General features: G+C 55.3%; 17 protein-coding genes. 2 read left to right on the top strand and 15 right to left on the bottom strand.

The window, feature by feature from the left end:
* Positions 1-29 precede the first annotated feature (29 nt).
* From ABGA49_RS03565 to trmJ, 12 genes are all read right to left on the bottom strand, one after another.
* A complete protein-coding gene (locus ABGA49_RS03565; protein WP_347665146.1) occupies positions 30-2,018 on the bottom strand; it encodes a M48 family metalloprotease in 1,989 nt (662 codons plus the stop codon).
* 158 nt (positions 2,019-2,176) lie between these two features.
* On the bottom strand, positions 2,177-2,953 hold the full coding sequence (gene sseB / locus ABGA49_RS03560) for an enhanced serine sensitivity protein SseB (protein ID WP_347665145.1): 777 nt from the start codon (positions 2,951-2,953) through the stop codon (positions 2,177-2,179).
* Positions 2,954-3,059: 106 nt separating this feature from the next.
* On the bottom strand, positions 3,060-4,346 hold the full coding sequence (gene pepB, locus ABGA49_RS03555; protein ID WP_134317808.1) for an aminopeptidase PepB: 1,287 nt from the start codon (positions 4,344-4,346) through the stop codon (positions 3,060-3,062).
* 62 nt (positions 4,347-4,408) lie between these two features.
* Positions 4,409-4,609 carry a Fe-S cluster assembly protein IscX gene (gene iscX / locus ABGA49_RS03550; protein ID WP_061493707.1) on the bottom strand — a complete coding sequence of 67 codons (201 nt, stop codon included), beginning with the start codon at positions 4,607-4,609 and terminating at the stop codon, positions 4,409-4,411.
* 1 nt (position 4,610) lies between these two features.
* Positions 4,611-4,946, bottom strand: coding sequence for an ISC system 2Fe-2S type ferredoxin (gene fdx, locus ABGA49_RS03545; protein ID WP_039079657.1), 336 nt, complete (start codon positions 4,944-4,946; stop codon positions 4,611-4,613).
* Between the two features lies 1 nt (position 4,947).
* Entirely contained in the window at positions 4,948-6,798 is a 1,851-nt protein-coding gene (gene hscA / locus ABGA49_RS03540; protein ID WP_347665144.1) for a Fe-S protein assembly chaperone HscA, read from the bottom strand.
* A 17-nt stretch (positions 6,799-6,815) separates the two neighbouring features.
* Positions 6,816-7,331: a co-chaperone HscB gene (gene hscB / locus ABGA49_RS03535; RefSeq protein WP_088238220.1), complete on the bottom strand. Its 516-nt coding sequence runs from the start codon at positions 7,329-7,331 to the stop codon at positions 6,816-6,818.
* A 72-nt stretch (positions 7,332-7,403) separates the two neighbouring features.
* Positions 7,404-7,727 (bottom strand): iron-sulfur cluster assembly protein IscA, encoded by a 324-nt coding sequence (gene iscA, locus ABGA49_RS03530; protein WP_017459009.1) that lies wholly within the window; start codon positions 7,725-7,727, stop codon positions 7,404-7,406.
* A 17-nt stretch (positions 7,728-7,744) separates the two neighbouring features.
* Positions 7,745-8,131, bottom strand: coding sequence for a Fe-S cluster assembly scaffold IscU (gene iscU / locus ABGA49_RS03525; RefSeq protein ID WP_007370804.1), 387 nt, complete (start codon positions 8,129-8,131; stop codon positions 7,745-7,747).
* Between the two features lie 29 nt (positions 8,132-8,160).
* Positions 8,161-9,375, bottom strand: a complete 1,215-nt coding sequence (gene iscS / locus ABGA49_RS03520; RefSeq protein ID WP_061493704.1) for a cysteine desulfurase — start codon at positions 9,373-9,375, stop codon at positions 8,161-8,163.
* A 119-nt stretch (positions 9,376-9,494) separates the two neighbouring features.
* The gene (iscR, locus tag ABGA49_RS03515) at positions 9,495-9,986 is read right to left on the bottom strand and encodes a Fe-S cluster assembly transcriptional regulator IscR (protein ID WP_061493703.1); all 492 of its coding nucleotides are present in this window, start codon (positions 9,984-9,986) and stop codon (positions 9,495-9,497) included.
* Between the two features lie 218 nt (positions 9,987-10,204).
* Entirely contained in the window at positions 10,205-10,936 is a 732-nt protein-coding gene (gene trmJ / locus ABGA49_RS03510; protein WP_061493702.1) for a tRNA (cytosine(32)/uridine(32)-2'-O)-methyltransferase TrmJ, read from the bottom strand.
* Positions 10,937-11,053: 117 nt separating this feature from the next.
* Between trmJ and suhB the strand changes: the two genes are divergently transcribed.
* The gene (suhB, locus tag ABGA49_RS03505) at positions 11,054-11,857 is read left to right on the top strand and encodes an inositol-1-monophosphatase (RefSeq protein ID WP_061493701.1); all 804 of its coding nucleotides are present in this window, start codon (positions 11,054-11,056) and stop codon (positions 11,855-11,857) included.
* Positions 11,858-11,905: 48 nt separating this feature from the next.
* On the opposite strand, the gene ABGA49_RS03500 is transcribed toward suhB, so the two are convergent.
* Both ABGA49_RS03500 and ABGA49_RS03495 read right to left on the bottom strand, forming a co-directional pair.
* Positions 11,906-12,886, bottom strand: coding sequence for a nickel/cobalt transporter (locus ABGA49_RS03500; RefSeq protein ID WP_061493699.1), 981 nt, complete (start codon positions 12,884-12,886; stop codon positions 11,906-11,908).
* Entirely contained in the window at positions 12,877-13,515 is a 639-nt protein-coding gene (locus tag ABGA49_RS03495) for a DUF1007 family protein (RefSeq protein WP_347665143.1), read from the bottom strand. Before ABGA49_RS03495 ends, ABGA49_RS03500 begins: the two co-directional genes overlap by 10 nt.
* A 125-nt stretch (positions 13,516-13,640) precedes the next feature.
* On the opposite strand from ABGA49_RS03495, the gene csiE reads away from it, so the two are divergent.
* A complete protein-coding gene (gene csiE, locus ABGA49_RS03490; RefSeq protein WP_061493695.1) occupies positions 13,641-14,918 on the top strand; it encodes a stationary phase inducible protein CsiE in 1,278 nt (425 codons plus the stop codon).
* On the opposite strand, the gene ABGA49_RS03485 is transcribed toward csiE, so the two are convergent.
* Positions 14,915-16,066 carry a 3-phenylpropionate MFS transporter gene (locus ABGA49_RS03485; RefSeq protein ID WP_061493693.1) on the bottom strand — a complete coding sequence of 384 codons (1,152 nt, stop codon included), beginning with the start codon at positions 16,064-16,066 and terminating at the stop codon, positions 14,915-14,917. The genes csiE and ABGA49_RS03485 overlap by 4 nt on opposite strands.
* Positions 16,067-16,121 lie beyond the last annotated feature (55 nt).

Raw genomic sequence — 16,121 nt, 5'->3', positions numbered from 1 at the left:
GGTGCAAAACACCGGGTCTGCCAGTCCGGTTAGAGATCGTTGAGTGTCTGCCGCGCCCAGGTTGCGCCAATGTATTCGCGGATACGCGTATGTAACTCGCCGAGGGTGATGTTTTCTCGCGCCTCGCCCTGTGTCATCCCGCCAGGGATCGTGATGATGACTTTGCGCTTTTGCGTATCAAAAATGAAATTATGCACAAACCGCCCGACAATACATTCCGGCGGCTGATATCCCTCAGTCCAGTACAGCTCGATGCAGTTCTGCCCACGAAACTTGCTGACATGGGTCGCTTCAATCTTCGACAGCGCCAACGGCGCACTGAGCTGATAACTCTCAATCGCTTGCGGGCGCAGAGTCAACAAGGGTTGCTGTACGCGTTGATACATCGCCCAGGCGCCCAGCGCCAAAATTATCGACATCGCTGCCAGGCCGCCCACCACAATATCAAACTGCAGAAAAGTCAAACCCCACAGCCTGTTCAGGATAAACAGTACGCATGCCGGGAAACCCGCTATCATCGCCAGCGCAATGTAGCCCCACACATTGCCTTTTTTCAGTGACACCACGACGGCATCCCGGGCCTGTGCAACCATCTCTTGCAACTGCTCCAGGTAAGCATGATGGTTGGCATTCAGTTCATCGTTGACTTGTGCGGTGAGCGCCCGGCAAAGTGCCGGGAAGTCAGGCAACAGGTGATGCAGCCAGAGATAGTCGGCTTCATTGACCTGACGTGAAGCCCGCGTCAGTAACACATTATCTGGCGGCACATTCAACTGCTTAAGGCGCTCGCGCACCGTCGGATGATGATCGGTTGGGTGCGATAACTTCCGTCCCAACGCCACCTCGGCGTTCAACGCCCCAAGTTTATAAAGCCCTGAGTAAAGCGTGTTAACCAGATTGGTGGTGCTCAGTTTGCGATCTAAAAAACGCTGCATGGGCGCCGCCAACTCAATATCCAGCGTGGTGCAGCGTAGCAGCGATGAGGCCAGTGCCTGAGGCGTGCTGGTGCGTGCGCCAGCAGCATCCGCCGCCAGCTCTCGCATCCGACTCCAGCCACTGACCGTTACATCAAACCGACGATAAAACCAGACGCCAATATGCACCGGGGGAGACAGCGCGATCCGCTCGAACCAGCCACAGAATTTCAGGTTTTGATAAAAATGGTCGAGGCTACTTTTCATGCCGGAATAAAGCCCGGCAAAATGCAGTGTGTATGCGGTGTCCTGGCCGGAAAAATGCCCCAACTCGTGACCAATAACAGCCGCAATTTCGTCTTTATCCAGAAAGGCAGCAAGCGTCACGGGAAAATAGAGTGTGTTACCTGTCAGGCGTTCGCCTTTTTCCAGTTGTACTGGCAACGTCGTAACGTAAAATCCCTGAAACAATCCCACGACAATATTATCCGGCATTATTGCCTGACCACGCTGCGCCAGCTCTCTGACCCACCGCCAGAGTGCGGGTGCATCCTGCTCCGTCATGGCAATGCCAAAAACGTTCCGGTCTTGCGGTTGAATTTTCGCATAGCATCTTTTCAGCAGAAACAGACTACTGAGCACCATAAAAATCAACCAGCCGGTAACCAGTAACAGCACGCCGAACAGCTTAATATTCAGCGGGGTGGTTTGTTTAATCGTTAACAACCACAATAATTCATACAGCAAAACAGACACCAGCGCGAAACCCATTGCCGTCATCAGCGCAGCCATAATCAGCGGCAGCATTTTCCGGCAGAGAGTAAAGGCGTGAATTAACTGCCCGGTCGATATTCGGGCTTTGCGTACGCTATAAAGGCTTAATATCACAGCGCAGGTGCTTGCAAACAGTGCGATGACGGAGAGAGTGACGGATACGCCTGCAACATAGCGGCGGGAAAGTGGCATCAGAATGTTGTGCGAAGCGGTGCCCCACTCAATAACAACCCAGGCATCGCTGTCGCTGATTCTGGAATATTGCCAACAGGACCAGATGAATAACAGCAGCGGAATGCCGAAACAATACAGCAGGCTTTTTTTATCCATAAAAATGAACCACAAATCAACGTAGCGTAAACGATAGCACCCGCTTTCCGGCCAGGAATGTGTTTATCAGTAAAAAGAAGTCAGGGTGCATAATGAAGAGTAACAATAACCCTTAGCCAGCAAAGAGAATAAGCGGCGCACGCGGCGCCACCTGATCATTAAATAATGCGGTTATTTTTAAAATCGCGCAGGAAGCTGCCCCAGCGGCGCTCATAGAAAGGCGTAATGTGCGCCAGCATAAAATGGCTAATACCTTTCTCGCCTTCAACCACCTGACAGATATCAATAGGTTCATCGCCCGGTAAGGTATCCGTCGCTACGCTGCCCGCCGCGTGAATAATCTCTTCGATATCCCCTTCCGCTTCAATACCGATCAACAGGTTCGCCTGCTCCTCTGCGTTCTCTTTGATGGTGCAGATAAACGCACGTTTAACGGTTTTGATGCTTTTAAACAGTGTGGTCAGGGAGTCCACCATCTGCGCTGGCGGTTCCGCCACTTCAGACAGCAACAACGCGCTACCGCCCTCCAGCACTTCCTGCTGGCTTAACGGACTGCCCTCTTTTCCCACTAAGTGGCTGATTTCACGCGGAGTAAACTCTTTACCGGTAGACAGTTTGGCGTTGAGGAACAAGGTTTCCCCCAGCGTCATCTCAAAGAGAGTGCGGGCGGGCATCACCACAAACGCTTGTTCATCGTCAACGGCCTGTTGCAAGGCGTCCAGTGAGGTAAAGAACGGGATCACCGAGGTTCCGTCATCTTTTTCCCAGTGCTGTAGATCCAGCGCGCTATCATCTGCAATCGCGTCACCTTCCGCAGCGCTTCCCGGTACCCACACGGTGGAGTCCAGCAGTGTGCGGAAAAACGCCGGACGATAAGCCGGTTCGGTCGCCGCCTGCGCCAGCAGGGTTTCTAATTCGTTTTTGGTTTCCGACATACAAATTCCGAAAAATTAACCCTCACCCGGCCCCTCTCCCTGGAAGGGAGAGGACGCGCGTTTCCCCTTACCGGGAGAGCATCAGGGTGAGGGTAAAGATGAAATATTACTCAGCCGTTAACAGATTCGCGAGCGTGCGCACACCCAGACCGGTGGCCCCTGCCGCCCACTGCTCCACCGCCGCTTTACGGTAGGTTGCGGAACAGTCGATATGCAACCAACCCTGCTGATAGTTTTCCACAAAGTGCGACAGAAAACCGGCCGCGGTGCTCGCGCCAGCCGGGAAAGCTGCACTGGCAGTATTGTTCAGCTCGGCAAAGTTCGACGGCAGCTGATTACGGTGAAACTCCGCCAGCGGCAAACGCCAGAACGGCTCATTCTCAGCGGCAGCGCTGCTCAACAAGCGGCCAGCCAGCGCGTCATCGAAGCTAAACAGCGCATGGTAGTCATTGCCCAGCGCCGTTTTCGCCGCACCCGTTAGCGTGGCGGCGTCGATGATCAGTTCCGGTTTCTGCGCGGAAGCGTCGATCAGACCATCGGCCAGCACCAGACGCCCTTCAGCATCGGTATTCATGATCTCAACGCTTTTACCGTTGCGGTAGTGGATAATATCGCCCAATTTAAAGGCGTTACCGCTAATCAGGTTGTCGGCGCAGCAGAGCCACAGTTTGACGCGTTTGTTCAGGCCGCGATTAATAGCGAAAGCCAGTGCACCGGTTACCAGTGCCGCGCCCCCCATATCGGATTTCATTGAATCCATAAACGCGCTCTGTTTAATGCTGTAACCGCCGGAATCGAAGGTAATACCTTTCCCCACCAGCGCGGCATACACCGGCGCATCCGGATTACCGGTTGGGTTATAGTCCAGTGCCAGCAGCACGGGCGGGCGTTCGGAACCCCGTCCGACAGTATGCAGACCGAGGTAGTTCTGCTCGCGCAGATCCTCACCTTTGGTGATGCGGTAAGCGATTTTATCGCCTCCAACACTGTGCAGCAGATCCACCGCACGCTGCGCCAGTTGTTCCGGGCCCAGTTCTTCCGCCGGGGCGTTGATGGTGTCGCGTACCCAGTCAATGACTTTCAGGCGGCTATCCAGCTCTTTCTGCTCAGCCTCATCAAGCGCCGCCCACTCCACTTTGCGCGTGCCTTTCGGCCCTTTATAACCCGCCCAAAATGCCCAGCTACGATCGGCATTCCAGCCTTCACCGCTCAGTGCAATGTGCTTGATGCCCAGGCCGTCGATTTTACGCGCTGCGCGCTGAATAAGCCCCAAATCATCTTTACCGGTTAGGTGCAGAGCGATGCCGTCATTATTGATGCTGTATGCGGCTTTTTCACCCCAGCGGGCATCGGCAGGTTGCGTGGTTAACGTAATTTTCATGGCTTCTGTCATTTTATTTATCCTTATTAGCGCATTCGTGAAAACGGGCCGCCCGAAGGCAGCCCGTTAGATGATTACGATGCTTCGTCTAACCAGACTAGCAGAATCGCTTCGAGAATTTTTTCATTCGATGCATTCGGATCATCATCAAACTCTTCCAGTTCGCAGATCCACTGATGCATATCGGTGAAACGAACGGTCTTCGGATCGAGATCCGGGCGGCTGTCATACAGCGCCTCGCCGATTTCACGGCTGTCGGTCCACTTCAACCCCATATCAGTGCTCCCGTGCGTGGTTGATGGTGTAACGCGGGATCTCAACCACCAGATCTTCATCGGTGACGCGCGCCTGGCAGCCTAAACGGCTTTCCGGCTCCAGCCCCCAGGCTTTATCCAGCATATCATCTTCGTCTTCACTGCTTTCCGGCAGAGAGTCGAAGCCCTCGCGCACGACACAGTGACAGGTGGTGCAGGCGCAGGATTTTTCGCAGGCGTGCTCAATCTCGATGCCGCCGCGCAAGGCAACATCAAGAATGGTTTCACCGCTCTTCGCTTCCAGAACTGCGCCATCCGGACAGAGATCCTGATGAGGCAGAAAAACAATTTTAGGCATATTAAACCTCGTCGACGGAATGGCCTTTCAGCGCGGTACGCACGGATTGGTCCATGCGGCGAGCGGCAAATTCCTGGGTTTGTTTATCTACATTTTTAATGGCTTGTTCTATCGCGGCGGTATCATCGCCCTCGGCAACGGAGCGCAGTTGCGCCACCGCCTCGTCGATGACCGCACGCTCTGCGGCGCTTAACAGCGCGGCGTCAGCGGCGAGCGCACCGGACAGACTTTCCAGTACGCGCGCGGCTTCCACTTTCTGTTCCGCCAGCATACGTGCTTTCACGTCCTGCCCGGCAAAACTCATGGAGTCTTTGATCATGTCGGCGATTTCGCCATCGGTGAGACCGTATGACGGTTTCACCTGAATTGAGGCTTCCACCCCGGTGGATTTCTCCATGGCGGTCACACTCAGCAAACCATCGGCATCGACCTGGAAGGTGACGCGAATATGCGCGCCGCCAGCGGGAAGCGCAGGAATGCCCCGCAGCGAGAAACGCGCCAGAGAGCGGCAATCCTGCACCAGTTCACGCTCGCCCTGCATCACATGGATGGACATCGCAGTTTGACCATCTTTAAAAGTGGTGAACTCCTGTGCGCGCGCGACCGGAATAGTGGTATTACGCGGGATCACTTTCTCCACCAGGCCGCCCATGGTTTCAAGCCCAAGCGATAGCGGGATCACATCCAGCAACAGCATTTCGCTGTCCGGCTTGTTGCCGACCAGAATGTCCGCCTGGATTGCCGCGCCAATGGCGACAACCTTATCCGGATCGATCGATGTCAACGGCGTGCGGCCAAAAAATTCGCCCACACGCTCGCGTACCAGCGGCACGCGGGTTGAGCCGCCGACCATTACCACTTCCAGCACCTCATGCGCTTCCACGCCCGCATCTTTCAGCGCGCGACGGCAAGAGAGCAGCGTACGTTTCACCAGGGTTGCGATCAGATCGTCGAACTGTGCTCGCGTGATCACACCCTGCCAGCCTGCCACATCGACAGCTGCGCTATTGGCATCGCTCAGCGTAATTTTCGCGGCAATGGCCGCATCCAGCAGTTCTCGCTGCAGGCGTGCATCGCTGCGATCGTCAAGCCCCGCCTGCTCGCGAATAAAGTCTGCCAACAGGTGGTCAAAATCATCCCCACCCAGAGCGGAATCACCGCCGGTGGCCAGTACTTCAAACACCCCGCGGCTAAGACGCAGGATGGAGATATCAAAGGTACCGCCGCCAAGATCGTACACGGCGATCACGCCCTCTTTGCCCGAGTCCAGACCGTAAGCAATGGCTGCCGCGGTCGGTTCGTTCAGCAGGCGCAGCACGTGCAGCCCCGCCAGCCGCGCGGCATCTTTCGTGCCCTGACGTTGTGCGTCATCAAAATAGGCGGGCACCGTGATCACCACACCGTCGAGATCGCCAGACAGCGTCTGTTGCGCGCGTTCAGCAAGGGCTTTGAGAATATCGGCAGAGACACGAATCGGGTTAACCAGACCGGCCTCGGTGACAATCATCGGCAGACCGTTTTCGCTGGACTGGAACTGCCATGGCAGATGTGGATAGCGCGCCTGGATGTCCGCAAGACTACGGCCCATCAGGCGTTTTACCGAGCTAATAGTGTTGACCGGATCCAGCGCGGCGTTGCGGCGGGCGTCATAACCCACACTGTGGCTGTCCGCCTGGTAATTCACCACGGAAGGGAGTAAATGGCGACCTTCGCTGTCGGCCAGCGTTTCCGCCTGACCGCTGCGCACGGTGGCAACCAGCGAATTGGTGGTGCCAAGGTCGATGCCCGCCCCCAGGCGACGCTGATGCGGTGCGGCGCTCAGGCCGGGCTCACTGATTTGTAATAAGGCCATTGTTTGCTTCCAAAAAATTAAAAACCGAGCAGTTTTTCTTCGAGTTGTTCTGTTGCGCTGCGCAGTTTATCGAGAAAACGCAGTTTACGCACGGTATCCGCCGCTGCGTCCCACGTTTGAGTATCTAACTGTTCTACCATTAACTGATGGCGCGCGTCGTACATCCCTTTCACGCGCGTCTGGAAAGACTCCAGTCGCGTTGCATCTTTCGCACGCTCAATCTCGTCCAGCTCTTCACGTAGCTCCAGCTGTTCCATCAAAAAAGCGGTATCCCGCACCGTGTGCTGCTCAGAGGCTAAATCAAACCCGTGTAATGACAACAGGTATTCGGCGCGCGTTAGTGGGTTGCGTAAGGTTTGCCAGGCCTGATTAATGGTGGCAGATTGCTGCACGGCGGCAAGTTGCTCAGCCTGCGGCTGACTGGCAAAGCGGTCAGGATGGAACTGACGCTGTAAATCCTGGAAACGTGTCGCCAGCGCCTGCGTGTCGAGTTGGTAATGGGCTGGTAACCCAAAGAGGGTGAAGTAATCCATAACAGTTCCGGGTGTGCAATCGAAACAAACCCCACGCACAGAGGCCTGCGGTGGGGTCATCAATGATGGCGATTAAACGTTGAAGCTTTCGCCGCAACCGCACTCATCTTTCACGTTCGGGTTGGTGAATTTGAACCCTTCGTTCAGGCCTTCTTTGACAAAGTCCAGTTGAGTACCGTCGAGGAATTGCAGGCTTTTGCCGTCGACCACGACCTTCACGCCTTTGTCTTCAAACACCGTATCTTCTTCGTTCGGCGCATCGACAAATTCCAGTACATAGGCCATACCAGAACAACCGGAGGTTCGGACCCCCAGACGCAGACCAAACCCTTTACCTCGGTTGGCCAGGAAGGTATTGACTCGCGCAGCGGCACTGTCGCTCAGGCTAATGGACATGACAACAACCTCCTGCCTTATTTCGCTTCTTGTTTGCTTTTGTAATCCGCGATGGCGGCTTTAATCGCATCTTCCGCCAGGATGGAGCAGTGAATTTTCACTGGCGGCAGTTCCAGCTCTTCGGCGATATCGGTGTTTTTGATCGCCTGAGCTTCGTCCAGAGACTTGCCCTTCACCCACTCTGTCACCAGGGAACTGGAGGCGATGGCGGAACCGCAACCGTAAGTTTTGAAACGTGCGTCTTCGATAATGCCTTTATCGTTCACTTTGATCTGCAGCTTCATCACGTCGCCGCACGCCGGTGCGCCAACCATACCGCTGCCAACGCTATCGTCGCCGTTGTCAAAAGAGCCCACGTTGCGCGGATTTTCGTAGTGATCGATTACTTTTTCGCTATAAGCCATTCTAAATTCTCCTGTTTGCGCAACCGTTATTAATGATGAGCCCATTCGATCGTGGTTAAATCCACGCCCTGTTTGAACATTTCCCACAGCGGGGAGAGTTCGCGCAGACGACCAATGGATTTACGCACCAGTGCGATGGTGTAGTCGATCTCTTCTTCGGTGGTAAAACGACCTAAAGAGAAACGGATGGAGCTGTGTGCCAGCTCATCATTCATGCCCAGCGCGCGCAGCACGTAGGACGGTTCCAGGCTTGCAGACGTACAGGCAGAACCAGACGAAACAGCCAGGTCTTTCAGCGCCATGATCAGCGATTCGCCTTCAACGTAGTTAAAGCTGACGTTGAGAATGTTCGGCGCGCCGTGCTCCAGGTCACCGTTCAGGTAAACTTCTTCGATATCGTTGATGCCATTCCACAGACGGCTACGCAGGCCGCGCAGACGCTCCATTTCGGTCGCCATCTCTTCTTTGGCGATGCGGTAGGCTTCACCCATGCCGACGATCTGGTGAACAGGCAGCGTACCGGAACGCATACCGCGCTCATGACCGCCGCCGTGCATTTGCGCTTCAATGCGTACACGTGGTTTACGTTGCACATACAGCGCGCCAATGCCTTTCGGACCGTAGATTTTATGGCCGGAGAAGGACATTAAATCCACTTTCAACTGGCTCAGATCGATAGGCAGTTTACCGACGCTCTGCGTTGCATCAACGTGGTAGATAATACCGCGCGCACGGCACATTTCGCCGATGGTCGCGATATCCTGCACTACGCCGATTTCGTTATTCACATGCATGATGGACACGAGGATGGTGTCTTCACGCATCGCCGCTTCCAGCTCTTTCAGGTCGATAATGCCGTTGCTTTGTGGAGCCAGGTAAGTCACTTCGAAACCTTCGCGCTCTAACTGGCGACAGGTATCCAGCACGGCTTTATGTTCGGTTTTGCTGGTGATGATGTGCTTGCCTTTTTTCTGATAAAAGTTGGCTGCACCTTTAATCGCCAGGTTATCGGATTCGGTTGCACCGGAAGTGAAGACGATCTCACGCGGATCGGCACCAACCAGCTCAGCAATCTGGTTACGGGCGATATCTACCGCCTCTTCAGCTTGCCAGCCAAAACGGTGTGAACGGGAAGCAGGGTTACCAAAGGTCCCGTCCAGGGTCAGAAACTGCATCATTTTCTCGGCAACACGCGGGTCCACCGGCGTGGTTGCGGAGTAGTCGAGATAAATCGGTAATTTCATTGCTCTTTAAACTCCGTACATCGCTCTAATGCAAGGAATCAGGCAACCGGCTGGATGTACGACCGTGTTAACAGGGCACATAACTGTGCCCTGGCCCGATTCTGAATTCTGTTTTTTTATTATGCGCGCAGTTTAACGTCGATAGCGTCTTGTGCGCGGGTCGTGCGATGAGATTCGTGGGAGTGCTGTCTGCCGGAGACGTCGAGGATTTCCTGGTTATTCACCAGTTCGCCCAGCGTAATGTTATTTAAAAAGTCGGTCAGACGATCACTCAGATCGCGCCACAGCGCGTGGGTCAGGCACTTATCGCCGCCCTGGCAGCCACTTTTCCCCTGGCAACGGGTCGCATCCACGGATTCGTCAACGGCGCTAATCACTTCGCCGACGGCAATGCTGCCCGCTTCTTTACCCAGCAGGTAACCGCCGCCCGGACCACGTACGCTGGCCACCAGGCCATTTTTACGCAGGCGGGAGAACAACTGCTCCAGATAGGAGAGTGAAATTCCCTGACGCTCAGAAATATCGGCCAACGGAACCGGGCCTGATTCGGAGTTGAGTGCAACGTCCAGCATTGCGGTCACGGCATAACGCCCTTTAGATGTCAGTCTCATGTCTTACTAGCCTCAGACTCGCCCCTGCCCGGGGATTATTATTAAAATGTTAATGTTGCATAGCAGTCGCAAGTCTGACATTCCTGACTAAATTGGTCAACTATTTAGTTGACTGTTTTAGTCAGGTATTTATCCTTTCGTGCTGTGGTGTTTATGACCCGATGGCGCGCCTGCTTTTCTGGGCTACGCGTCAGATAAAGCAAAGCAGCCATCCAGCGCTATTGCTTTTGGTTCTGCTCAATAGACGCCAGAATGCCGCGCAGGATATTCAGTTCCTGGCTTTCCGGACGTGCGCGAGTGAACAGACGGCGCAGTTTATTCATCACCTGACCGGGATGGTTTTCACGGATAAACCCGGTTGCCAGCAGCGTTTGTTCCAGATGCCCATAAAAGCGCTCAAGATCGTCTACCAGCGGGTACGGCGTCTCTTCATGATGAGCGGCCGGGGCATCGCTTGCCTGCGTCGCCAGCCAGGCCATGCGCACTTCATAAGCTATCACCTGCACCGCCATAGCGAGGTTCAGCGAACTGTATTCCGGGTTAGCGGCGATGGCGACGTGGTAGTGGCATTTTTGCAGTTCATCGTTGGTCAGACCTACGCGTTCACGGCCAAAGACCAGCGCAACCGGCGCATGTTCCGCCTCGGCAACGCTTTTCAGACCACATTCGCGTGGATCCAGCATTGGCCATGGCAACGTACGCGAGCGTGCGCTGGTGCCCACCACCAGACTGCAACCGGTCAGTGCTTCGTCCAGCGTATCGACAATGTTTGCATTGCCAATCACATCGCTGGCACCTGCGGCGAGCGCAATAGCCTGAGAGTCCGGTTTAACCAGCGGATTAACCAGCCACAGATTGGTTAACCCCATTGTTTTCATCGCGCGGGCAACGGAGCCCATATTGCCAGTGTGAGAGGTCTCCACCAGCACAATTCGAATATTTTGCAGCATAGATTTTCAACGGCTAAAGAATATTTGCGCATATTACCATAAAGCGAAGACATAATCCGAATTCGCTGCTATCATACGCGCCGTTTTCCGTTCTTTAACATCCAGTGAGAGAGACCGATGCATCCGATGCTGAACATCGCCGTGCGTGCTGCGCGCAAGGCGGGTAATTTAATTGCCAAAAACTACGAAACCCCTGACACCGTAGAAACCAGCCAGAAAGGCAGCAATGATTTCGTGACTAACGTTGATAAAGCCGCCGAAGCGGTAATTATTGACACCATCCGCAAATCTTACCCGCAACACACCATCATCACCGAAGAGAGTGGTGAGCACGAAGGCGCTGACCAGGATGTACAATGGGTTATCGATCCACTGGATGGCACCACCAACTTTATCAAACGCCTGCCGCACTTCGCGGTATCTATCGCCGTTCGTATTAAAGGCCGCACTGAAGTCGCGGTGGTTTACGATCCGATGCGTAACGAACTGTTCACCGCCACGCGCGGCCAGGGCGCGCAGCTTAACGGTTACCGTCTGCGTGGCAGCACTGCCCGCGATCTGGATGGCACCATCCTGGCGACCGGTTTCCCGTTCAAAGCCAAACAGCACGCCACTACCTATGTAAATATCGTCGGTAAACTGTTTACCGAATGCGCGGACTTCCGTCGTACCGGTTCCGCTGCGCTGGATCTGGCCTACGTTGCAGCAGGCCGCGTTGATGGTTTCTTTGAGATCGCACTGAAGCCGTGGGATTTTGCTGCCGGCGAACTGCTGGTGCGTGAAGCGGGCGGTCTGGTGTGTGATTTCACGGGCGGTCATAACTATATGATGACCGGCAACATCGTCGCAGGTAACCCGCGTGTCGTGAAAGCGATGCTGGCGAACATGCGCGAAGAACTGAGCGACGCGCTGAAACGCTAAGTTATTAGTGGATAGCCCGGTGGCACCATGCCTATCGGGCTATCACGCTTAAAACGGCCTTAAGCCGCCGCCCGGCGGTAATGCACTGACCCACATCACTCCTGCCGCACAAACCAACAGTACGCCCCCGGCCAGCGCCAGCGTCGTCCAGCCCACCTGCCGCCACAGCGATGGCGCCTGATTGCCACTGAGTTTTATCGCCAGTTGGCGAAAGCCGTGCACCAGCAATGCCAGCGAACTGATGGTCAGCGACGTACCCGCCGCCATTGCCAGCGCCGATGCGATCCCCCAGGCAAAGACACCGATCACTTTACTGAACAGTAGCACCATAATGGCCCCGGAACAGGGTCGCATACCCATCGACAAGATAATTGCCAGCCGTGCCCGCCAGTCCTCACCACTTTGCAGTTGCGACGGCGACGGGAGATGGTGATGCCCACAGCCACAGCCTTCATGATGCACATGATGCGGAGTAAAAGATCGAAATACCGGCTTTTTCAGCAGCGCGCGCAGTTGCCTGACAGCACGCCAGCACAGCAGCACACCCAGTGCGCCAACCAGCAGATAGCTACCCTTTTCCAGCCAGTAGCCACTCATATGCAACTGACGAGCAGGCAACGCCAGTATGCTTAACACGACGACCACCAGCACAATCGCCACCAGCCCCTGCAACAGCGACGAGGCCAGCGTCAGCCCAATACCGGAACGCAGTTTCGACGGATGGGTCGCCAGCCAGGTGGTGATCACCACTTTGCCATGCCCTGGCCCTAATGCATGCAGCACACCATAGACAAAACTGAACAGCAGCAACGAACCTCCCGTTTTGCCGGGGTTTTCTGCCACGCTTTTTAGCAGGTTGCTCATCTGCATATTCACATCGCGCTGCCAGACCACGCTTTTTACCATCACCTGCGGCCAGGCTTGCCATAGCCAGAACGCACCAGCAACGGCGAACAATACAAAGAGCGCCAGCGGCCACCAGTGCAGCAAACGCCGCTTACGCAGTGTGCTCGCCGGGATTACTGACATGCCAGCGTTACCGTCTGCGCGAATTGTTTACCCAGTTGCATGTCTTCCTCCGGGGCATCTTCTTTATCCAGCGACTGGGCATAATTCAGCACCTCTTCGCCAGGCTTTGGGGTATGAACCGCCACCTTACACGACGTTTGCAGCGCGCCGGACAGCGAGGCATCGCTATCATGTTCGTAACTCATGTCCACATAATACGTAGGATCGAAGGTAGCAAAGGTGTATGTCTGGCCGTGAAGAGGTTGCGGTTGCGCGAGAGGCAGAATAAATGTCAACACCGCCTGGTGTCCCTCCCGCGCCATACCATATTCCGTGGGCTGGTTGAGAAACTTCACCTTCTGCCCGTCGTGCCACACTTCGGTAAAATAGTGCTGGCCTAACACGTTAGCCATCACTTCCGCCGCCAGCTTTTTCCAGATTTCCTCACCGGGTTTCGCATTGCCCGCGTCGTACAGCAAATCCGCGGAGGTGATCTCATCCATCGTCCAGCGCATTTTCAAGCCGGTAAACTGCCCGTTCTCTGCTAATACTTGTGTTTTCAGGCGGATAAAACTATGGGGGTGCGCCGCCACTGAGAATGATAAAAGCGCGAGAAAAACGCCCCAGGCGCACTGTTTAACTGCTTGCATGTATTCCTCACGTGAAAAATTCTGTGATGCTCTCCGGCAATCCTGAAGGAAAGAGCAGCGGCTGCGCTATCGCACAGCATAGCTTTAACTACGCTTATCAAACACCCCTAACTGGAATCTGACAGATGACAATTGTAATGACGCCCCCATCTGCGCTCTCCAGTCCGCAGCGACGCTGCCAGGTACTGCTGATGCTCGCGCTGCCAGGGCAATATGTCACTATGGAACATATCAGCGCCATGAATGGTGTGGACGATCATGTGGCACGCCAGGATCTTGCCGAGACCGAAAGCGAGATCCGCCGTTACCATCGTCTTTCCATCGTGCCACAGCATAACGGCGGTTACCGGATTGAAGGCGCAACGCTGGATCAGCGTTTATGCCTGCTGCACTGGCTGCGGCGCTCACTCCGGCTATGTCCGCAATTTATCACGCAGCATTTTACCCCGACATTAAAAACCGCGCTCAGGCAGCAAGGGATCGCCAGGACCCTGTATGACGATACCAATTTGCGTGCGTTAATTAATCTGTGTGCCCGCCGCCTGCAACGCTCTTTTGAGTGCCGGGATATACAATTTTTGCGCCTCTACCTGCAATATTGCTTACTGCAAAATCATCATGGACACACGCCGGAGTTCAACCCGGTGCAGCAGAGCTGGGCGCAGATGCGCGAAGAGTATCAGGTCGCGCAAGATATTGTGCGCCACTGGCGGCGGCGTGTGATCGCGCATCCACAAGAGAATGAGCATCTGTTCCTGTCACTGTTATTTATGATGGTGCGGATCCCCGACCCTCTGCGCGACAGCCACCACCAGGATCGGCGGTTACAGCAGGCCATCAACCGGATGATTGTCCGTTTTCGCGATCTGGCAGGCCTGCGTTTTAGCGATGAGCAAGGACTCAGCGCACAGCTCTATATCCATCTGGCACAGGCGCTGGATCGCAGCTTGTTTGGCATCGGCATCGATAACAGTCTGCCGGAGGAGATCCATCAACTCTATCCGCGTTTGATGCGCACCACCCGCAGCGCATTGCAAGCGTTGGAAGAGGAATACAGCCTGCGTTTCAGCGATGAAGAAGCCGGCCTGGTGGCGGTGATTTTCGGTGCCTGGCTGATGCAGGAGAACGATTTACATGAAAAGCAGGTGGTGTTAATTACCGGCGAAGACAGCGCGCGGGAACAGGAAATAGAGCAACAGCTGCGTGAATTAACGCTGCTGCCGCTCACGATTAACTACCTACCACTGGCTGAGTTTCGCCAGCAAGGCGCGCCGCGCGATGCCACACTGATCGTCACGCCGTACACCACGCCGCTGCCGCTCTTTTCGCCACCGCTGATCCACACCGATGGCCCATTAAGCACACAGCAACAGCAGCATATTCGCGCCATGCTGGAGTGCTAACTGGCGACGGACTGCTGTGCGGAAACTCGCGGCCGCAGGAAGATGGCCGGGATCGCCAGCAGCGCCATCACCCAAAACAGCCCCTGGTGCAGATGCTCGAACAAGAACCCGGCAATCATGGTCATCAACGCAATGCTTCCCCCCATCGCAACGGCGGAGTAGACCGCCTGCAAACGGATCACTTCGCTGCCCTTGCGCGCCGAGATATAACGCATGCCGGCCAGGTGGCAAACGGTGAATGTTCCGCAGTGCAGGATTTGCGCGACAATAAGCCAGGGCAAGTCGGTGGTCCAGCCCATCAGACTCCAACGCACCAGCCCGGAAAACGCGGAAAGCAGCAACAAGTCGCGCGCACTGAAGCGACGGAAGAGACGGTTGCTGAGCGTGAAGATGATGACTTCCGCGACCACCCCCAATGACCAAAGGTAACCCACCGTCGAAGCGGAATACCCGGCAGATTGCCAGTAGATTGCGCTGAAGCCGTAATAGGCGGCATGCGCGCCCTGCAGCAGGGAGACACAGGCGAGAAAACGCCAGTTCTGGACAATCAATTGACGCCATGCCTGCCAGCCAGCACCTTCCTGATGGCGCTGTTCACCCTGCGGTAAGACGGAAGGCCGTAACAGCATACCCAGCAGCATGGATGCGACGCCAAGCGTCAGCATCGCCAGAATCGCCCGATAATCATACAGGCTCACCAGCTTACCGGTCAGTGCAGAACCAATCACAAAAGCAATGGATCCCCAGACCCTGACGCGGCCATAGTCCATGGTGAATTGTTTTTGCCAGGTACCGGCCAGTGCGTCGGTCAGCGGCACCAGCGGCGAGAAGAAGAGGTTAAAGCCCACAATCACCACCGTCAGCCAGGCCACGTGGTTGCCTGCATAAAAGGCAAGCGCAAACAGGCATGTCACCAGCGCCAGCACACGCAATGCAGTGATCAGACGGGACGGATCGCTAACGCGTGGCGCAATAAGCAAACTGCCCAGAAAACGTGCCACCAGGCCTGCGCCCAGCAACATGCCGATAATTTCCGGGGTTAATCCCACGCCTTTGAGCCAGACGCTCCAGAAAGGTAAGAAAATGCCGTAGCTGAAAAAGTAGGTGAAATAAGCGAGCGCCAGCCAGCGCGTGGACTGCAGAACCATGATTTCCTCCTGAATGGAGGCGATAGTCTGGCGGCAAATAGCCGGGCTGGCAAGT

The organism is Kosakonia sp. WA-90 (assembly GCF_039871955.1).
In the GTDB taxonomy this organism is placed as follows: domain Bacteria; phylum Pseudomonadota; class Gammaproteobacteria; order Enterobacterales; family Enterobacteriaceae; genus Kosakonia; species Kosakonia oryzendophytica.
This window is presented reverse-complemented; position numbering and strand designations above follow the sequence as displayed.